This window comes from Streptomyces sp. NBC_01537, from assembly GCF_045040445.1.
Classification (GTDB): Bacteria; Actinomycetota; Actinomycetes; order Streptomycetales; family Streptomycetaceae; genus Actinacidiphila.
This window is the reverse complement of the sequence record NZ_CP109392.1, coordinates 7,406,180-7,423,695: the sequence shown is the minus strand read 5'-3', so window position 1 is coordinate 7,423,695 and position 17,516 is coordinate 7,406,180. Positions and strand designations below refer to the sequence as shown.

17 protein-coding genes and 3 pseudogenes are annotated in these 17,516 nt (G+C 71.7%); 12 read left to right on the top strand and 8 right to left on the bottom strand.

Annotated features, from left to right (window positions below; all coding sequences use genetic code 11):
• From OG607_RS34150 to OG607_RS34135, 4 genes and pseudogenes are all read left to right on the top strand, one after another.
• Positions 1 to 2,475, top strand: coding sequence for an ATP-binding protein (locus tag OG607_RS34150; protein WP_405731657.1), 2,475 nt, complete (start codon positions 1 to 3; stop codon positions 2,473 to 2,475).
• A gap of 63 nt (positions 2,476 to 2,538) precedes the next feature.
• Positions 2,539 to 3,079, top strand: a pseudogene (locus tag OG607_RS34145) (transposase); the annotation flags it as partial.
• Between the two features lie 15 nt (positions 3,080 to 3,094).
• Positions 3,095 to 3,250 (top strand): DUF6924 domain-containing protein, encoded by a 156-nt coding sequence (locus OG607_RS34140; protein ID WP_405737229.1) that lies wholly within the window; start codon positions 3,095 to 3,097, stop codon positions 3,248 to 3,250.
• Between the two features lie 102 nt (positions 3,251 to 3,352).
• A pseudogene (locus OG607_RS34135) lies at positions 3,353 to 3,997 on the top strand (BTAD domain-containing putative transcriptional regulator); the annotation flags it as partial.
• On the opposite strand, the gene OG607_RS34130 reads toward OG607_RS34135, so the two are convergent.
• Positions 3,971 to 4,735 (bottom strand): pyridoxamine 5'-phosphate oxidase family protein, encoded by a 765-nt coding sequence (locus OG607_RS34130; RefSeq protein WP_405731654.1) that lies wholly within the window; start codon positions 4,733 to 4,735, stop codon positions 3,971 to 3,973. The pseudogene OG607_RS34135 and the gene OG607_RS34130 overlap by 27 nt on opposite strands.
• Positions 4,732 to 5,430 (bottom strand): hemerythrin domain-containing protein, encoded by a 699-nt coding sequence (locus tag OG607_RS34125; RefSeq protein ID WP_405731651.1) that lies wholly within the window; start codon positions 5,428 to 5,430, stop codon positions 4,732 to 4,734. Before OG607_RS34125 ends, OG607_RS34130 begins: the two co-directional genes overlap by 4 nt.
• Before the next feature lie 406 nt (positions 5,431 to 5,836).
• On the opposite strand from OG607_RS34125, the gene OG607_RS34120 reads away from it, so the two are divergent.
• Genes OG607_RS34120 through OG607_RS34110 form a run of 3 tightly spaced genes read left to right on the top strand, consistent with a single transcriptional unit; the run spans position 5,837 to position 7,539 of the window.
• Positions 5,837 to 6,406 carry a SixA phosphatase family protein gene (locus OG607_RS34120; RefSeq protein ID WP_405731649.1) on the top strand — a complete coding sequence of 190 codons (570 nt, stop codon included), beginning with the start codon at positions 5,837 to 5,839 and terminating at the stop codon, positions 6,404 to 6,406.
• A gap of 6 nt (positions 6,407 to 6,412) precedes the next feature.
• Positions 6,413 to 6,877: a PaaI family thioesterase gene (locus OG607_RS34115; RefSeq protein WP_405731646.1), complete on the top strand. Its 465-nt coding sequence runs from the start codon at positions 6,413 to 6,415 to the stop codon at positions 6,875 to 6,877.
• A 29-nt stretch (positions 6,878 to 6,906) separates the two neighbouring features.
• Positions 6,907 to 7,539 (top strand): maleylpyruvate isomerase N-terminal domain-containing protein, encoded by a 633-nt coding sequence (locus OG607_RS34110; protein WP_405731643.1) that lies wholly within the window; start codon positions 6,907 to 6,909, stop codon positions 7,537 to 7,539.
• 14 nt (positions 7,540 to 7,553) lie between these two features.
• On the opposite strand, the gene OG607_RS34105 is transcribed toward OG607_RS34110, so the two are convergent.
• Together OG607_RS34105 and OG607_RS34100 are read right to left on the bottom strand one after the other, a co-directional pair.
• The gene (locus OG607_RS34105) at positions 7,554 to 7,844 is read right to left on the bottom strand and encodes a hypothetical protein (protein WP_405731640.1); all 291 of its coding nucleotides are present in this window, start codon (positions 7,842 to 7,844) and stop codon (positions 7,554 to 7,556) included.
• A 59-nt stretch (positions 7,845 to 7,903) separates the two neighbouring features.
• Complete coding sequence (locus OG607_RS34100; protein ID WP_405731637.1) at positions 7,904 to 8,473, bottom strand: helix-turn-helix domain-containing protein; 570 nt, start codon at positions 8,471 to 8,473, stop codon at positions 7,904 to 7,906.
• Between the two features lie 60 nt (positions 8,474 to 8,533).
• Between OG607_RS34100 and OG607_RS34095 the strand changes: the two are divergent.
• Positions 8,534 to 9,616 (top strand): annotated as a pseudogene (locus tag OG607_RS34095) (benzoate/H(+) symporter BenE family transporter); the annotation flags it as partial.
• Between the two features lie 84 nt (positions 9,617 to 9,700).
• On the opposite strand, the gene OG607_RS34090 reads toward OG607_RS34095, so the two are convergent.
• The gene (locus tag OG607_RS34090; RefSeq protein WP_405731634.1) at positions 9,701 to 11,146 is read right to left on the bottom strand and encodes a PLP-dependent aminotransferase family protein; all 1,446 of its coding nucleotides are present in this window, start codon (positions 11,144 to 11,146) and stop codon (positions 9,701 to 9,703) included.
• Positions 11,147 to 11,212: 66 nt separating this feature from the next.
• Positions 11,213 to 12,019 carry a DUF6597 domain-containing transcriptional factor gene (locus OG607_RS34085; protein ID WP_405731631.1) on the bottom strand — a complete coding sequence of 269 codons (807 nt, stop codon included), beginning with the start codon at positions 12,017 to 12,019 and terminating at the stop codon, positions 11,213 to 11,215.
• Positions 12,020 to 12,054: 35 nt separating this feature from the next.
• Here OG607_RS34085 and OG607_RS34080 point away from each other — a divergent pair, with 35 nt between their 5' ends.
• Entirely contained in the window at positions 12,055 to 12,663 is a 609-nt protein-coding gene (locus tag OG607_RS34080) for a TIGR03086 family metal-binding protein (protein WP_405731628.1), read from the top strand.
• On the opposite strand, the gene OG607_RS34075 is transcribed toward OG607_RS34080, so the two are convergent.
• Complete coding sequence (locus tag OG607_RS34075; protein WP_405731625.1) at positions 12,653 to 13,489, bottom strand: undecaprenyl-diphosphate phosphatase; 837 nt, start codon at positions 13,487 to 13,489, stop codon at positions 12,653 to 12,655. The genes OG607_RS34080 and OG607_RS34075 overlap by 11 nt on opposite strands.
• Positions 13,490 to 13,668: 179 nt before the next feature.
• Here OG607_RS34075 and OG607_RS34070 point away from each other — a divergent pair, with 179 nt between their 5' ends.
• From OG607_RS34070 to OG607_RS34060, 3 genes are all read left to right on the top strand, one after another.
• The gene (locus tag OG607_RS34070; protein ID WP_405731622.1) at positions 13,669 to 15,525 is read left to right on the top strand and encodes an endoglycosylceramidase; all 1,857 of its coding nucleotides are present in this window, start codon (positions 13,669 to 13,671) and stop codon (positions 15,523 to 15,525) included.
• A 132-nt stretch (positions 15,526 to 15,657) separates the two neighbouring features.
• Positions 15,658 to 16,107 (top strand): SPW repeat protein, encoded by a 450-nt coding sequence (locus OG607_RS34065; protein ID WP_405731619.1) that lies wholly within the window; start codon positions 15,658 to 15,660, stop codon positions 16,105 to 16,107.
• A gap of 158 nt (positions 16,108 to 16,265) precedes the next feature.
• Positions 16,266 to 16,898: a hypothetical protein gene (locus OG607_RS34060; RefSeq protein ID WP_405731616.1), complete on the top strand. Its 633-nt coding sequence runs from the start codon at positions 16,266 to 16,268 to the stop codon at positions 16,896 to 16,898.
• Between the two features lie 172 nt (positions 16,899 to 17,070).
• On the opposite strand, the gene OG607_RS34055 is transcribed toward OG607_RS34060, so the two are convergent.
• Positions 17,071 to 17,430, bottom strand: a complete 360-nt coding sequence (locus tag OG607_RS34055; RefSeq protein ID WP_405731613.1) for a hypothetical protein — start codon at positions 17,428 to 17,430, stop codon at positions 17,071 to 17,073.
• Positions 17,431 to 17,516: the final 86 nt, after the last annotated feature.

Below are 17,516 nucleotides of genomic sequence, written 5' to 3'. Positions count from 1 at the left end.
GTGCCATCGAGGCGCGGACGGCTGAAGGTCTTCCTGGGCGCCGCCCCCGGGGTCGGAAAGACCTACCGGATGCTGGACGAGGGGCGGCGCCGGGTGGCCCGGGGCACGGACGTGGTGATCGGTTTCGTCGAGTGCCACCGGCGCCCGCTCACCGAGGCGATGCTCGACGGGCTGGAGGTGGTGCCCCGGACCGAACGCTCGTACCGGGGCACGGCCTTCACCGAGATGGACCTCGACGCGGTGCTGGCCCGCGCCCCCGAAGTGGCGCTGGTGGACGAGCTCCCGCACACCAACGTCCCCGGGGGCCGGCACGCCAAGCGGTGGGAGGACATCGACGAGTTGCTCAAGGCGGGCATCGATGTCGTGACCACCGTCAACATCCAGCACCTCGAATCGCTCAACGACGTCGTCCAGAAGATCACCGGCATTCCGCAGCGCGAGACCGTGCCCGACGAGGTCGTCCGCCGCGCCGACCAGATCGAGCTGGTGGACCTGCCCGCCGAGGCGCTGCGCCGCCGCATGGCGCACGGCAACGTCTACGCGCCCGAGAAGGTCGACGCGGCCCTGTCGAACTACTTCCGGGTCGGCAACCTCACCGCGCTGCGCGAGATGGCCCTGCTCTGGGTCGCGGGACGGGTGGACGAGGCCCTGGTCAAGTACCGCTCCGAGCACGGCATCGGCGGCGTCTGGGAGACCCGGGAGCGGGTCGTGGTCGCCCTCACCGGCGGCCCCGAGGGGGACACCCTGATCCGCCGGGCGGCCAGGATCGCCGACCTTCCCCAAGCTCTCAACTCCGTTCGAGCAGGGGAGACCCCATTCGCGGGCGGCGACCTGCTGGCCGTCCACATCGCCCGCAGCGACGGCCTCGCCGACGCCTCCCCCGCCGCCCTGACCAGGCAGCGGCAGCTCGTGGAAAGCCTGGGCGGCAGCTACCACTCCGTCGTCGGCGACCACATCCCCACCGCCCTGCTGGACTTCGCCCGCGCCGAGAGCGCCACCCAGCTGGTCATGGGCACCAGCCGCCGGGGCCGGCTCTCGCACTTCCTCGGCGGCCGGGGCGTCGGCGAGACCACGGTCGAGCTGTCCGGCGACATCGACGTCCACATGGTCACCCACGAACGCGCCGGACGCGGCCGCCTCCTCCCCACCCCGAAGAGCACCCTGCCCCTCGTCCGCCGGGTGGCGGGCCCGGTCGCCGGGCTCGTCCTGCCCGCGCTGCTCACCGCCGTACTGGCCAACACCCGGGGCCACCTCAACCTCACCAGCGAAGCCCTGCTCTTCCTCCTCACCGTGGTCGGCGTCGCCCGCATCGGCGGCGTGGTCTCCGCGCTGCTCGCGTCGGTCACCGCGTCCCTGCTGCTCAACTGGTTCTTCATCCCGCCGATCGGCCGCTTCACCATCGGCGAGGCCAACAACGTGCTCGCCCTGGCCGTATTCGCGGTCGTCGCGGTCACCGTCGCCACCATCGTGGACCGCTCGCTACGGCTGTCCCGCCGCGCCGCCAACGCCACCGCCGAGGCCGAGACCCTCTCCTCCCTCGCGGGCAACATCCTGCGCGGCGACCAGGCGGTGGACGCGCTGCTGCAACGCACCCGGGAGGCCTTCGGCATGGACTCCGCCGAACTGACCGCCCGCGACAGCGAGCCCGGCGACGGCGCCGTCACCGTCCCCGTCGGCCCCGACGACCTCCTCGTCCTGCGCGGCCGCCGCCTCGCCGCCTCCGAACGCCGCGTCCTCACCGCCTTCGCCGGCCATGTCGCCGCCGCCCTGGAACGCGCCCGCCTCGCCGAGGCCGCCGCCGAGGTCGAGCCGGTCAAGGCGGCCGACCGGATGCGCACCGCGCTCCTCCAGGCCGTCAGCCACGACCTGCGTACGCCGCTGGCCAGCACCTGGGCGGCCGTCAGCAGCCTGCGCAGCCACGACGTCGAGTTCTCCGACGAGGACCGCGACGAACTCCTCGCCACCGCCGAGGAATCGCTGTCCAAGCTCAACCGCCTGGTCGACAACCTCCTCGACCTCAGCCGCCTCCAGGCCGGCGCCCTCACCCTCCACCTCCAGCCGACGGTCCTCGCCGATGTGCCCCTCCCCGACAGCCCCGTCGACATCATCACCCAGGGCCTGGACGACATCCCGGCGGTCCTCGCCGACCCTCCACTCCTGGTCCGGGTCGTCGCCAACCTCGTCGCCAACGCCGTCCGCCACACCCCCGCCGGCAAGCCCGTCCTCGTCAGCGCCAGTGCCCTCGGCTCCCGCGTCGAACTCCGCATCGTCGACCGCGGCCCCGGCCTCCCCCGCGAGGGCCGCGACCGCGTCTTCGAGCCCTTCCAACGCCTGGGCGACACCGACAACACCACCGGCCTCGGCCTCGGCCTCGCCCTCTCCCGCGGCCTCACCGAGGCCATGGGCGGCACGCTCCTCCTCGAGGACACGCCGGGCGGCGGCCTGACGATGGTCGTCTCCCTGGCCTCCGCCTAGGACTTGTCCGGCCGATCATGTGACTGCTCCGTGCCCAGGTCGTTGATGTGGCCGGTGGCGCGACCACTGCGTGACCTGCCGGAACGGTTCGGGCCGTGGAAGACGGTCTATGAACGTCATCGGCTGTGGTCTGCCGACGGGACCTGGGAGCGTCTGCTGCAGCAGGCCCAGGCCGCCGCCGACTGGGCGGGTGAGATCGACTGGGACATCTCGGTGGACTCCACCAGCGTGCGTGCGCATCAGCATGCCGCGGGCGCCCGTACCGATCCGCCGTCGGCCCTCGCGTCAAAGGAGGCCGAAGTCCCAGAACACCAGGGCGAAACGTCGTGGCAGAGCCTCGTCGCCCGCCTATCTGCGTCGTCGAGGCATCCGCCACACCATCCCGGAGAAGGCCGACAGCCAGGCCGCCCGCCTGCGCAAGGGCTCACGCGGCGGACGACCACCAAGCTTCGACGAAGAGCGCTACAAGAAACGCAACACCATCGAACGGGCCATCAACCGGCTCGAACAGCACAGGGCAGTGGCGACGCGCTACGACAAGCGCCTATACGTCTACCTGGGCACCGCAACCGCCGCAGCCCTCACCATCTGGCTCCGCACATGATCGGCCGGACAAGTCCTGGATGAGAAGGAGGGCCCGGGAGAGGTGTTCCGGGCCGTGGTGTCGTCACTCGCGGAGATCGACGCCAATCTGTCCTTGGCGAACACGGACTTCGGCGACTACGTGGAAGGCGTCGGCCACGACGGGGTCTACCGGGGGCTCGAGGGCATGTGACCCTGACGGCGGCCCGCGGCCGGGACGGTGCACGCATGGACCGGGCGGGGCTGCCGCTCGGGCAAGTTCCCGTGCGTGCTGCGAATACGAGTCCTGGGTTCCATGGGCGCCGAAGTCGAGGGCAGACCGGTCGAACTGGGAACCCCTCGGCAGCGCGCCGTCCTCGCCTTGCTGGTCACGGCCCGCGGCACAGTGGTGAGCGCCGACCAGATGGTGGATGCCGTGTGGCACGGACTCCCCCCGGCCAAGGCCAGCTCGTCCCTCTACGCCTATGTGTCGAACCTGCGCCGCCTGCTCGAACCCCGCCGCCCCAGCCGGGCGCCCTCGACCGTTCTGGCGACCTCCGCCCCCGGATACGTCCTTCGACTGCCCCCTGACTCCGTGGACGCCTGGAGTTTCGAGTCCCAGGTGGGCGAGGCCAGAAAGGCTCCGCCGGGCCGGTCCCGCGAACTGCTGGCCGACGCGCTCCGATCCTGGCAAGGACCTCCGTTTCTGGAGCACGCGGACGAGACGTGGGCGGCGCCGGAAGTGGCCCGGCTGACCGAGCTGTACGTCCAGGCCCGAGAGCTGTCCGCCGCGGCCGATCTGCGCGAAGGCCATGCCAACGAGGCGGCGCTCGCCGCCGAAGACCTGGTGCGGGAAAACCCGTTGCGGGAGGAAGGGTGGCGGCTGCTCACGCTGGCTCACTGGGCGTGCGGCCGGCAGGCCGATGCCCTGGCCTCACTGCGCCGTGCCGCGAAGGTGGTGCGGGACGAACTCGGCTGCGATCCTGCGCCCGCCCTCGCGGAACTCGAACAGGCCGTACTGGCCCAACGTCTCGACGTCCTGCCCACGCACGTACCGCTCGCCACAGTCGTCCGGCACTCGCACCGCGAAGCCGGCGTCCGTCTGCACCGGTCTCACCCGCGCCAGCACGGGCGCTCCCGATCCGTCACGAGCAGCCAGTACCGCTGTGGGGTAGCCGGCGAGTTGCACGGCTCCGGGCAACGCCGTACCGGCGTCCGGAGTCGCGGGCGCCTGCGGCGCGGGGGGCGGTGCGGCGGGCCGCACGATCACCTGTTCGGCCGTGACGGTGATCAGGAGCCGCAGGTAGTACCAGTCCATCAGCCGCCTCGCCGGACGCGAGAGGTACGAGCGGCTGTGCGGCTGCCGTTCGAAGAGTATCCGCCAGTAGTCCTCGGCGCCTTGAGGGCTCGTCATGATGTCGTCCGGGCACTCGGCCCGGCCGCCGACGAAGATGTGCGGGGCGTCGGCGAGACCGCTGCCGGTGGGATCGGAGAAGAGCAGGGCGACGCGTCCGTCCCGGCGCACGTTCAGGGCCTTCTGCGCGAACGCGAGGGATGTGGTGAGGAGAAGGGTCCCGTCAGCGCGGCGCGATACCGCCGCCGGCCAGGCGAGCGGCGTTCCGTCCCGGCCGAGCGTGACGAACTCGCAGGTGCGATAGGCGTCGAGGACCTCGCGCGGTGCGGAGTCGAGTATGGTCACCGTCCCGCCTCCTCGGTCAGCGGGGCTCGCATGGCGCGACAGGCCGCCGCGTACTGCCGTCGTCCCAGCGCCTTCCACAGCAGACGTCCGATCAGCGGGACTTTGCCGAGGAAGTGGGCCCTCTCCTGTTCGGTGGCGTCCTCGAGGATGGCGCCGAGGGCGAGCATGACCTTGTTCTTCGGCAGGGTCTCCAGCCCACGGCGTCCCACGAGATCCCACTCGGCGACGGTCAGGTGGCCGGCGACCAGGGGAAGGACCAGCCGTTCCTCGTCGTCGAGGTGCTCGAGCAGCACGGATCGATGCTCGTCCAGCGCAAGGGAGAGCTCCTGCGCGGCCACGCTGTCGGCCGATCGGCCCCACAACGGCCCCCACTGAGCAACCACCGCGAGGCTCTGGTCGATGCGTTCGTGCTGCCGTTCCATCTGGGTGACCAGGTCGTCGGCGGCCGCCCGAGCGCGCAGGAGCGGCCAGATCAGTTCGTCGTCGACGGCATGGTGATGGTGCAGGCCCGCCAGGTAGTCGTCCAGGTACGCCGACACGTGCGCCGCGTGTGCCGTGGCACCGTCGGCTACGGCACGCACCAGACGGGGAAGCAGCGCCGACTCACGGCGGAAGACACGGTGAACCACGACCATCTCGTGGGTGTAGGGCCGCTCCTCGGAGGACGGTTCGGACGGTGTGCCGCGGGGAGTCACGCTCGGTTGCTCCAGTGCTCGGGATCGGACAGAGACGACGGGCACCTACCGTGTCGCGGCCTGCTTGGCGATGACTTGGCGTCTCGCTTGGCACCATCCGGACGGGCTGAACTTCCCGTCCGGCCGGGAGGGGACACGCCGGGGTTCTCCCGCAGCGCGACGAGCGAGAATCCCGGTTGCAAACAAGGCCGACCAGAGTCGCGAGCGCCGAGGAGAGATCCCCGGTGGTGGCACCGACCCCCAGGCCAACCCAGCCCGTCCGGCGCTTGAGGACGGACCGGCAACCATCACCGACGGCACCGCAACGGCGCCCCCGTCCGCGCGGCCGAAGGCCGGCGCCGCGCCCGCGAGGGACGCAGACAAAGACGCAGACAAAAGGGCCCCCCGCATGCTGGACACTTGAGCAATGGCTCACTCCCGCGCTCCCGCCGCCCCGCGGCTGATCGTGCTCCGGCACGCGAAGTCCGCCTGGCCCGACGACCCCGACGATCCGGACTTCGACGACCACGAGCGCCCGCTCGCGGCCCGCGGCCGACGGGACGCCCCGGCCGCCGGGCGCTGGCTGCGCGAGCACCGCTGCGTGCCCGACCTCGTCATCTGCTCCACCGCCCGCCGCACCCGCGAGACCTGGGACCTGGTGCTGCCCGAGCTGGGCTCGACCCCGCTGCTGGTCTTCGACCCGGGGGTCTACGAGGCGGGCTGGCCGGATCTGCTGGAAGCCGTACGGGAGATGCCCGAGCGGCGGCGCACGCTGCTGCTGATCGGGCACATGCCCGCAGTCCAGGAGCTGGTCGTGAAGCTCGCCGGTAAGGCCCGGGGCGACGCGATGGCCCGCCTGCAGGAGAAGTTCCCCACCTCCGGCCTCGCCGTGCTGGCGCTGCCCGACACCCGGTCCTCGACGTGGGCCGAGCTGGCCCCGGGCGACGCCGTACTGACCGATTTCGCCGTACCGCGCGGCATCCGCAAGGGAGGCTGACCGCCGATGGACGCCACCGCCCTGGCCCGTTCACTGCTGGAGCCGGTCCCGGCTCACCGCACGGCGGGGATAGAGGTGTTGAGCGCTGTGGACGGCGCCGCCGAGATCGCGGCCACGACCCCGCCCGGGCTGGCCAATGTCATCGGTTCGCTGCACTCGAGCGGCCTGATCGCCCTGGTCGACGCCGCCGGACTGGCCGCGATCATCGCCGCGAGCGAGTCCCCGGACGACTTCCGCGGCATCGTCCCTCTGGGCGCCGCCGCCTCTCTGGACTTCCTCGCCCCCGGGCGGGGCCGGCTGACCGCCTCCTGCCGGCTCGGCCCCGAGGCCCGCGAGGCGTTGCGGCCGCTGCTGTCCGGTGAGCGGGACCGGGCCCGGTTCAGCACGGTCGCCGAGGTCACGGACGAGGCGGGGACGCCGGTGTGCCGGGGCCGGTTCGAGTGGAGCGTACGGCGAAATCCGCAGGCGTAGCCGTCGGTGGAGCCATTACGGTTCCTGCCATGTCCCGATCACCTGTCACCGCCGATGACCTCGACCGAGCCGTTCAGCTCTCCCTCGCCACGCTCCGGGAGGCACCGCCGGGTGCGTGGGAGGGCAAGGCGGGCTCTCTGGAGTGGGACTGCTGGGAGACCGTGGAGCACCTCAGCGACGACCTCTTCGCATACGCCGCCCAGATCGGCCCCCGGAAACCGCCGTTGGACACCCACGTGCCGTTCGCGTGGGAGCGCCGCAGGCCCGGCGGCCCGGCGAACACCATCCACGCGGACCGGACGGCCGGGCCCGACGGGCTGCTGCAGGTGCTGGACGCGAGCGGCGCGCTGCTGGTCGCGATGGTGCGTACGACGCCGCCCGAGGTGCGGGCCCACCATGTCTTCGGGGTCTCGGACCCGGAGGGCTTCGCCGCGATGGGGATCGTGGAGACCCTCGTCCACACCCATGACCTGGCCGAGGGCCTCGGGCTTGCCTGGGACCCGCCCGGCGACCTGTGCTCGCGGGTGCTCGCCCGGCTGTTCCCGGACGCCCCGGGCTCCTCGGATCCCTGGCCGACCCTGCTGTGGGCCACGGGACGGGCCGAACTGCCCGAGCACGCTCGCCGCACCACCTGGCGGTGGTACGGCGAGCCCCGCGCATGACAGGACAGAGCCCGCTACGCGTGGTGGTGGATCAGCGAACGGACCAGGTGGCAGGTGGCGTTGGACGGCGGATGCACGCCGATGCGGGCAGCCGTGGAACGTATCTTGCCGTTGTGGGCCTGACGGGGGGTGTAGACGCCGGTGTCGAGCAGCGCGATGGCCAGCCGCATCGCCTTCAGCCGTCGGTTGTGGGACACGTACCATTCGCGCGGCTGTCCGGCGGGCAGAGCCTTCTTGCTTGGATTGCTCGAATTGCTCGGATCGTTCAGAGTCGCGGGAACTGAAATCGAAGCGGCAGCGGGCATGGGCAACCTCCCTCTCTCACTGCCTCCATTTTACCCCCTCCCACTGACAAAACCCCTGCTCAGGACCGGACTTCGGGGCTCCGGATGAGCAGCGTGGCCACTACCTCCGCCTCCCCGGTCGCGACGTAGATGTGCGGGACGTCGGCGGCCCACCGGACATGTCCGCCCGCCCCCACCGTCAGCGGCGCGTCGGCGGGACCGACGCGCGCGTGTCCGGCGAAGACCGTCAGGTACTCGACGGTGCCCGGCGGGTGGGGCGGCGAGGTCTGGGTACGGCCGGGCCGGATCCGCAGCCGGTAGAGCTCGGTGGTGATGCCCGCGTCGGTGAAGGCCTCAAGGAGGGTCCCGGAGACGGCCGCGCCGTGGAAGGTGGTCGCCGCGTCGCCGGTCTCCGCGTGGTCGGCCGCCACGGGTTCGGGGAGCACGGCGGCGAGCGGCACGCCGAGCTGTCCGGTGATCGAGTAGAGCGTCTCGACGGTGGGGTTGGTGCGGGTGCCCGCCTCCAGGCCGGACAGGGTGGCCTTGCCGACGCCCGCGCGGTGGGCGAGTTCGGACAGGGACAACCCGCGCTCGCGGCGCAGCCGCTGGATCCGCATGCCGATCTCGACGGCGTGAATGAGCTCACTCATGGCGATCAGTATTACGCTGCTAGCCTGGTGTTCCATATACGGAACGACGGGAGGGGCGCCATGCGGAAGCGGGGAGACGTGAGCCGGCCGGTCTGGGCCGGCGTCGTGGCCGCCGTCGTGGGCTCCACCAGCTCCTTCGCGATCGTCGTGGCCGGTCTGCGGGCTGTCGGCGCCGACCAGGCCCAGGCGACCTCCGGGCTGCTCACCCTCTGCGTGGCGATGGGCGTCCTGGGCATCGGGCTCGGGCTGCGCTACCGGCAGCCGATCAGCATCGCGTGGTCGACGCCCGGCGCGGCCATGCTGGTCACCGCCGGCGCGCAGCCGGGCGGCTACCGCTACGCCGTCGGGGCCTTTGTGATCGCGGGCGCCCTCTACCTGCTGACCGGGCTGTCCGCCCGCCTGGGCCGCCTCATCGCCGCCATCCCGACGCCGATCGCCGCCGCGATGCTGGCCGGGGTGCTGCTGCAGATCTGCCTCGCCCCGGCCCGGGCCGCCGTCCAACTCCCGTCCCTGTCCCTGCCGGTGATCGCGGTCTGGCTTCTGCTGACCCGCTTCGCCCGGCGCTGGGCGATACCCGGCGCACTGCTCACCGCCCTCGCGGGCATCGCCTGGCACCCCGCCGCGCACATCCCGTATTCCGCCGCCGACCTCATCCCCGCCCCGACCTTCACCGCGCCCGCTTTCAGCACCGGCGCGCTGATCGGCCTGGCCGTCCCGCTGTACCTCGTCACGATGGCCTCCCAGAACCTTCCGGGCGCCGCCGTCCTCGCCACGTACGGCTATCAGGCCCCGCTCCGGCCGGTGCTGCTCAGCACCGGCGCCGCCACCGCCCTGGGCGCGCCCTTCGGCGGCTTCTCCGTCAACCTCGCCGCGATCACCGCCGCTCTCGCGGCCGGCCCCGAGGCCCATCCCTCCCCCGCCCGGCGCTGGATCGCCTCGGTCACGGCGGGCGGCGTCTATCTCGTCCTCGGCCTCTGCGCCGGCTCCGCGACCCTTCTGCTCGCCGCCGCTCCGCCACTGCTCATCGAGGCCGTGGCCGGTCTCGCCCTGCTCGGCGCCCTCGCCGGGGCGCTGAGCTCCGCCCTCGCCGACCCGGAGCGCCGGGAGGCGGCCATGGTGACCTTCGCCGTCAGCGCGTCGGCCATCACCGTGGCCGGGATCAGCGCCCCCTTCTGGGGACTGCTGGCAGGGCTGGCCGCGCTCTGCGTGCAGGCCGCCGGAAAGGGCCTACGCCACCCAGCGCGGCCGCTCGATGGCGGGCCCGGGCAGGAGCCCGTCCGCGAGGGCGGCGGCCATCCGGCGGACGGCCTCGTCGAGGGTGTCGGCGGGCAGGGCGTAGGGGATGCGTAGCCGGTTCTCGAAGATGCCCGGGTGGGCCGCGAAGCGGGCCCCGCTCTCGATCCGTACGCCGTAGCCGATGGCCCGGTCGGCCAGCGCCGAGGCGACCGGCGCCCCCAGATCGACCCAGAGCGACAGCCCGCCCGGCTGCTGCCGCCAGGACCACTGCGGGACGTAGCGCGTGAGGGCGTCGGCCAGCGCCGCGCGCTGCTCGCGCAGCCGCCGCAGCCGCTGCGGCATCACCTCGTGCTCACGGGCGAGCAGCGACAGCGCGATGAGCTGGTCGAACACCGACCCCGCCATGTCGGCGGCGACGCGCTGCCCCGCGAGCTCGGTGATCAGCTGCGACGGGGCGCGCAGCCAGCCGATGCGCAGGCCGCCCCAGTGGCTCTTGCTCATCGAGCCCAGGGTGATGACATGGTCGCTCTCACCGCGTCCGGCGAGCGACGCCAGCGGCGCCGGGGGCGGCACGTCCAGGGCGATGTCGGCGATCGTCTCGTCCACGATCAGCCAGCTCCCGGAGCGGTGCGCCGCGCGCAGCACCCGGGCGCGCTGCTCCTCCGGCATCAGGCAGCCGGTCGGATTCTGGAAGTCCGGGATCAGATACGCCAGCCGGGGCACGGACTGCCGGAACGTCGACTCCATGATCTCGACGTCCCAGCCCTCCTCGGTGACCGGCACCGGCGCCGTACGGAGCCGGGCCCGCCGCACGGCGTCCAGCGCGTTCGTGTACGACGGGCTCTCCACCATCACCCGGTCCCCCGGCCCGCCCAGCAGTCCCAGCGTCAGCGACAGCGCCTGCTGCGCTCCCGAGGTCACCAGCACCTGCTCCGGCAGCGTCGCCAGGCCCCGGCGCGTGTACCTGTCCGCCACCGCCGCCCGCAGCTCCGGCAGCCCGAACGGGTGATACCCCGGTGTCTCCGCGTGCTTCGCCAGCTTCGGACCCGCCTCGGCCAGCGCCTCCGCCAGCACCTCCGGCGGCAGCCCCTGCGACGCCACCGCCAGGTCGATCGCCGTGTCCGCCGGCGCCATCAACCGGCTGACCCCGGCCGGGCGCCGGCTCTCCGGCAGCGCGGTGAACGTGCCCGAACCGCGCCTGCTGTGCGCGTAACCGCTCTCGCGCAGCAGGTCGTACGCGGCCGTCACCGTGGCCCGGCTGGTCTTCAGCGCCGGCGCGAGCTCCCGCTCCGCGGGCAGCTTCGTATGCAGCGCGATCCGCCCCTCCAGGATCAGCGCGCTGATCGCCTGCGCGAGGTGCCGGTACGCGGGCCGCGCCCCCGCCGGGTCCGGAAGCAGCGCGGCGAGCTGCCGGCTGCCGAGCCTGGTGTCCGCCATGCCGCTCTCCTTCGATTGGCCAGGGTTTCCCTGGCCAATCAGGGTACGTGAGCGGGCCAGGCTGCCTCACGCCCCCGCGTAGCGGCCGGGCGGGGCCCCGACCACCGCCGTGAAGTCCCGCGTCAGGTGGGCCTGGTCGGCGTATCCGAGGTCGGCCGCGAGAGCGGCCCAGTCGATGCCCACGCCCCGGTCGGCCCGCGCGGCGGCTTCGTGCAGCCGGGCCCGCCTCAGGACCCACTTGGGGGTGGCGCCGACGTATTCGGCGAAGAGCCGCTGGAGCCGGCGTACGGAGAGGCCGAGGCCGTCGGCCAGTTGGTCGACGCGGAACATGGACGGCTCGGCGGTGATCCGCTCGACGATCGCGGCGACCTCGACGGCGGCGGGGTCGGGCCGCTCGGGCAGCCGGGGCAGCAGGAAGCCCTCGGCAAGGCGCGCCATGGCGGGCCCGTCCGGGGCGGCCAGCACCGCCCGGCAGGCGCTGGCAGCCGCGGGGCCGAACACCTCGCCCGCCGGCACCCGCCGGTCGGCGTACCCGGCCACCGGGCCGTCCGCGAAGGCCCGGAAGGCACCGGGCCGGAACTTGATGCCGAGGACCTGCCCGGAGTCTTCGAGCCGCCGCACGAACAGCCCCCGGTCGACGCCGTAGACCAGCGGCTCGGGTTCCTCGAAGACCAGGTGGACATTGGGGTGCGCCAGCACTTTCGTCTCGTACGGCGGCCTGCCGCGCAGATCCCAGCGCACGTGCCAGTAGAACTCCACATAGGCGGCTGCCTGCGGGCCCGGCTCGTACCGGGCCAGGGTGCTCACCTGCGCCGTCTCGCCGGGGTGGAGCACCCCGCGCGCCGTTTCCAGCTCGCTGTCGCGTTTGTTCAAGACCGGCCTCCGACCACGCGTCTAGCGTCGCATCCATGGAGAACAGCCTGCACGCGCACATGACCGAAGCCGCCGCCGAAGCCGCCCGCATCGCCCGTGGCGTCACTCCCGGGCAGCTCTGCGGGCCCACGCCCTGCGGCACGTGGGACACCCGCACCCTGGTCAACCACTGGGTCCTCTACACCTCTCACGGCCTTGAGCACCGCGCCCTGCGCAAGCAACTCCCGGAGGAGCTGACCGAGCGCGACTTCACCGCCGAGCCCGACTGGGCCGGCGCCTACGCCGCCCAGTTGGAGCGCGCCGTAGCCGCCTGGGCGGACCCCGCGGTCTGGGAGGGCGAGGTCGACCTCGGCTTCGCCGCCATGCCCGCGCCCGAGATCGCCTCCCTCGTCATCAAGGAGACCGCCGTCCACGGCTGGGACGTGGCCACGGCCACCGGCCAGGAGTTCCGCTGCTCCCCCGGCCTCGGCGAGCTGATCCTGAAGGTCGTGGACGAACACGCCGAGATCTACCGGCAGTACGAGGGCTTCGCCGAGCCGGTGGCCCTCGCGGCCCCCGCCTCGGCGTCGGCCTTCGAGCGCGCGCTGGCCCTGTCGGGCCGCGACCCGCAGTGGGCTCCGCCCCGCTCGGCCGCTACGCGTTGAGGACGCCCGCGCCGAGCAGGCCGAACAGCAGGCAGCCGATGATGATGCGGTAGATCACGAACGCGTTGAAGGAGTGGTTGGCCACGAACTTCAGCAGCCAGGCGATCGAGGCGTACGCGACGACGAAGGAGACGAGCGTGCCGACGACGAGCGGGGCCGTGTCCACACCCGCGCCGACCGCGTCCTTGAGCTCGTAGAGGCCGGCGCCGGTCAGCGCGGGGATGCCGAGGAAGAAGGACAGGCGGGTGGCGGCGACGCGGTCCAGGTCGAGGATGAGGCCGGTGGACATGGTGGCGCCGGAGCGGGAGAAGCCGGGGAAGAGGAGGGCGAGGATCTGGGAGGAGCCGACGAGCATGGCGTCCTTGAAGGTGGTGTCGTCCTCGCCGCGCTTGTGGCGGCCCATCTGGTCGGCGCACCACATCACGCCGGAACCGACGATGAGCGAGCCGGCGACGACCCACAGAGAGGCGAGCGTCCCCTCGATGAGGGGCTTGGCGGCGAGGCCGACGACCACGATGGGGATGGTGGCGCAGATGACCCACCAGCCGAACTTGTAGTCGTGGTGGTAGCGCTCCTCGCGGTTGAACAGGCCGCGGGTCCAGGCCGTGACGATCCGCACGATGTCCTTGAAGAAGTACACGAGCACCGCCGCGATGGCACCGACCTGGATGACCGCGGTGAAGGCGACCACGGCCTTGTCGTCCACCGGGATGTCCATCAGCCCTTCAGTGATCTTGAGGTGGCCGGTCGAGGACACGGGCAGGAACTCGGTCACCCCCTCCACGACTCCGAGAATCGCAGCTTGGCTGACACTGATCGCGCTCATGGGACCCATCTCTGCGGAGTGCGGCGGGGAGACCCTACGCAGTGTAGGGGATTACGCCGTGCGGCTGGCTCCGCACAGTCTTGCGCAAGGGCTCGGGAGCCTCCGCATCGGCCGCCGTTGCGATGGCGTTACCGCCGGTGTTATTGACGGTAACCCCAAATCACAGGACTGTAATGGGCATGACGAGACGCCTGTTACGGCTGGGAACTGTCCTCTCACTCTTCACGGCCCTCGCCTTCGGCGGCGGCACCGGGACGGCCTCCGCCGATCCCACCGGATCCCTCTGGTTCGACAACACCGCACTCACCGCATCCGCCGCCGGCTTCACCGACGGATACGGCCGCGAGACCGTCCTGCGCGGCTACAACGTCTCCGGCGAGACCAAGCTCGCCGAGAACGACGGCCTCCCCTTCGCCTCCGTCGCCGACGCCCAGAAGTCCGCCAACGCCGTACGCGCCCTCGGCGGCGGCAACGCCGTGCGGTTCCTGCTCTCGTGGGCCTACGCCGAGCCCGTGCGCGGCACCGTCGACACCACGTATCTCGCCGCCGCCACCGCCCAGATGAAGGTCTTCCTCGACGCCGGGATCCGCGTCTACCCCGACTTCCACCAGGACCTCTTCTCCAAGTACCTCTTCAACTCGGGCAGTTGGTACACCGGCGACGGCGCCCCGAAGTGGGTGGTGGACGCGGGCGACTACCCGTCCGAGTACTGCGGGATCTGCATCCTCTGGGGTCAGAACATCACCCAGAACGCGGCCGTCACCGAGGCCACCTACGACTTCTGGCACAACACAGGCGGCATCCAGGACAACTTCCTGGCCACCGCCCAGACCACGATGACGTACATCGCCCAGCACCTCACCGCCTCCGAGTTCACCTCGGTCGCGGGCTTCGACCCGTACAACGAGCCGCACTGGGGCACCCTCGACTCCGGCGAGACCAGCCGCACCTGGGAGCAGAACCGGTTGTGGCCCTTCTACAACAAGTTCCGCGCCCGCATGGACGCCGCCGGCTGGACCGCCAAGCCCGCCTTCGTCGAGCCCAACCTCTTCTGGAACGCCAACCTCTCCTCCCAGAAGCAGGAGGGCGGCCTGCTGGACGCCGGCACCCTCGCCCCGCGCTACGTCTTCAACACCCACTTCTACGACCAGGCCGCGATCTGCGGGATCTGCATGTGGGGCAACGCCTCGGACGGTCAGTACGCAGGCGATTTCGGCACCGTACGCGACCGGGCGACCGCCGCCGGCACAGCGGCGATCGTGAGCGAGTTCGGGCACCCGCTCAACGGCTCGACCGCCGGCAAGGCCCCGACCGTCCTCAAGGCGATGTACATGGCGATGGACTCCCGGGTGAAGGGCGCGGACTGGTGGACCAGCCCGTCCGGATCCGGCGCGGTGCTGTCCGGAACCCAGTGGCAGTGGGACATCTACAACGACCGCCACAACGAGCTCATGAACGACAACCCCGACAAGGTCCTGACCGAGAACGACGCCTGGAACGACGAGGACCTGTCGGCCGTCTACCTCAATGACTCCGGCACCGCCGTCCTGCGCCAGGACACCCGGCTGCTCGACCGGCTCTACCCCTCCGCCACCGCCGGCCACACCCTCGCCTTCACCTACGAGGACCGCTCCCGCGACGGCTCCACCACCCTGACCTGGAACCCGGTCCCCAGTTCCCTCCCCAATGTCTCCACCCTGGTCGGCACCGGCCAGTACGGCCTCCTGGTCTGGCGCTCCACCGGCATCTCCGCCCCCACCGAGCTGCACCTGCCGTCCTCCTTCACCACCGCCGCCACCACGGTCGTCTCCGACCTCGGCACGGTGACCGGCCCGTCCGCGTACACCACGAGCACCGCCATCGGCGTCGCCGCCGAGCCGGGCGGCACTGGCAGCCGGCGACTGCTGTTCACCGCTCCCGCCAACACGGGCACCCTGCACTACGCCCTGGTGGCCTACCCCTCCAGCACCCCGACCGCGGCGGTTCGGGCCGCGGCGCAGACGGAGCTGGCGGCCTGGGCGGCCAGCCACTTCTGACCAGGCACTTCCGTCCCGTCAGCCCCAGAAGTAACAGAGCTTGACATATACCCATAAAGGAAAGATAAGAGCACAATGGTGGTGAACCAGCTCGGTCAGACTTGCAAGGAAGCGAAGAAGGAGGCGAGTCGTATGGCCGACGTCTCTCACCGCCCAGGTGATATCTCCGGCCACCCCGATGTGCCGGAGATGCGCGACCGCTACGCCCGCATGCTGAGCGGGCGGGATGTGGTGCTCTTCGACGGGCCGGTGCTTCTCGCCGGCCTCTACTGCGCCATCTCCCCCTGGACGGTGCACTTCTCGGACTCCCAGCCCCAGCTGGCACAGAACAACCTCATCTTCGGCATCGCCGTCGCGGTGCTGGGGTACGGGCTGGCCATGGGACCCACCAGGATGTACGGCCTGAGCCTGGCGCTGGCCGCCATCGGTGTCTGGCTGATCATCGCCCCGTGGCTGGTCGGCAACAGCCCCACCACCGGTGCGATCGTCAACAACATCATCATCGGCGGCGTCACCTGCCTCCTCGGCCTCCTGGCCGCGGGGACTCTGATGCGCGCGAGCAGCCGCCAGCCAACCGGCTGACCTGACCCCGATACGACCCGATACGAAAGGCCGCCACTGATGTGGCGGCCTTTCGTATGATTTATCCGCGGGCCACCGCGTGTACGACCCGGCTTGGCGTATCGCCGCGTAGAGGATGAATCGTCACTTTCCGGGCACGCGAAAGGCTACCGATCGCCATGACCACGCACACGAGTCGGCTCCGCCGCGGCATCCTCACCCTCACCGCCACCGCCACCGTCCTCGCCGGAGTCCTCGCCTCTCCCGCCGCCTCCTCCGCCGCCCCGGCCCCGCCGGCTCCCCCCGCCCCCGTGACCACCATCGTCCACGCCGGCAGCCCGACCTCGGCCGTCAACCGCGTCGCCCAGTTCTACGGCGCCTACATCGACGCCCTCCACGACTCCGGCCACGCCTCCGGCCGCGACTCCGGCCGCGACTCCGGCCGCGGCCCGCTCGCCAACGCGCTGCGCGCCGCCTACCTGACCAAGGACCTCCGGGACAAGCTCAGGAAGTGGGAGAACGACAACAAGGCCGACGGCGTCCTGCGTGCCCAGAACGTGCCGGCCGCCTGGGCCGTCAAGTACCACGACACCAACGGCAACCAGGTCCTCTCCTACGTCCGCCTGACCTGGGGCACGGCCACCCAGCACAGGTACACCTACCTGGGCGTCCAGTCCGACCTCAGGACGAAGCTCATCTCCGGCATCCGCGCCATCCCCCGCCCGGCGGCCGCCGCCTCGACCACGCGGCCGCAGGACCGCCCGGTCCAGCAGCAGCACCCCCTGACGCAGTCCAGCCCGTCCGGCGTCTGAGCAATCCGAGCAATCCGAGCAATCTGAGAGCAATCTGAGTACCCGCACTCATGCGGACCCCGCCCCGCCCCCGGCAGGGTGGCCGCATGGACGAGATGACGAATGAGCGGCGCATCGCGGCAGCACTGGCAGTGGCGGGTACGGCCGTCATCATCTGGCTGACGGCCCTGATCTATGTCATCGCGGCCTGGTCGATGGCCTGAGCAGCCGATCCCGGGGAGCGGCGCGGGCGGCGCGGAACGTACGCGCCGGACGCGCCGCCCCGGCCGCGGTGGACAAGCAGCCCGGAGACCGGATCGGGCACCGCGTCGAGCGCGGCACGAGTGCCGGGGAGGGCACGCCAGGACAGCCAGTCCTCTTCGTCGAAGAAGCGCAGCTCGAAGACCACACCCCAGGTGAAGGTGTGCCATTCCCACGCCAACGACCGGTTCGTCACGGCCGATTCGACGAGTGCGGGCGCATACGCGTCACGCCACTCGGCGGCCGGGGTCCTGGCGTTGAGGACCTCGATCGACCACCAATCCGCAGCCATACCACGACGATAGGCACCCGAGCCCCGGATCGCCAGATGCGGTGACCGCGAACGTTCGCCGTGTTGCGCAGCCCGTCGGCTGCGCT

Coding starts and splice junctions, on each gene's coding strand:
- OG607_RS34120 (WP_405731649.1), top strand. CDS start 5,837: ATGGCTCACTCCCGCGCTCCCGCCGCCCCGCGGCTGATCGTGCTCCGG.
- OG607_RS34115 (WP_405731646.1), top strand. CDS start 6,413: ATGGACGCCACCGCCCTGGCCCGTTCACTGCTGGAGCCGGTCCCGGCT.
- OG607_RS34110 (WP_405731643.1), top strand. CDS start 6,907: ATGTCCCGATCACCTGTCACCGCCGATGACCTCGACCGAGCCGTTCAG.
- OG607_RS34105 (WP_405731640.1), bottom strand. CDS start 7,844: ATGCCCGCTGCCGCTTCGATTTCAGTTCCCGCGACTCTGAACGATCCG.
- OG607_RS34100 (WP_405731637.1), bottom strand. CDS start 8,473: ATGAGTGAGCTCATTCACGCCGTCGAGATCGGCATGCGGATCCAGCGG.
- OG607_RS34090 (WP_405731634.1), bottom strand. CDS start 11,146: ATGGCGGACACCAGGCTCGGCAGCCGGCAGCTCGCCGCGCTGCTTCCG.
- OG607_RS34080 (WP_405731628.1), top strand. CDS start 12,055: ATGGAGAACAGCCTGCACGCGCACATGACCGAAGCCGCCGCCGAAGCC.
- OG607_RS34075 (WP_405731625.1), bottom strand. CDS start 13,489: ATGAGCGCGATCAGTGTCAGCCAAGCTGCGATTCTCGGAGTCGTGGAG.
- OG607_RS34070 (WP_405731622.1), top strand. CDS start 13,669: ATGACGAGACGCCTGTTACGGCTGGGAACTGTCCTCTCACTCTTCACG.
- OG607_RS34065 (WP_405731619.1), top strand. CDS start 15,658: ATGGCCGACGTCTCTCACCGCCCAGGTGATATCTCCGGCCACCCCGAT.
- OG607_RS34060 (WP_405731616.1), top strand. CDS start 16,266: ATGACCACGCACACGAGTCGGCTCCGCCGCGGCATCCTCACCCTCACC.
- OG607_RS34055 (WP_405731613.1), bottom strand. CDS start 17,430: ATGGCTGCGGATTGGTGGTCGATCGAGGTCCTCAACGCCAGGACCCCG.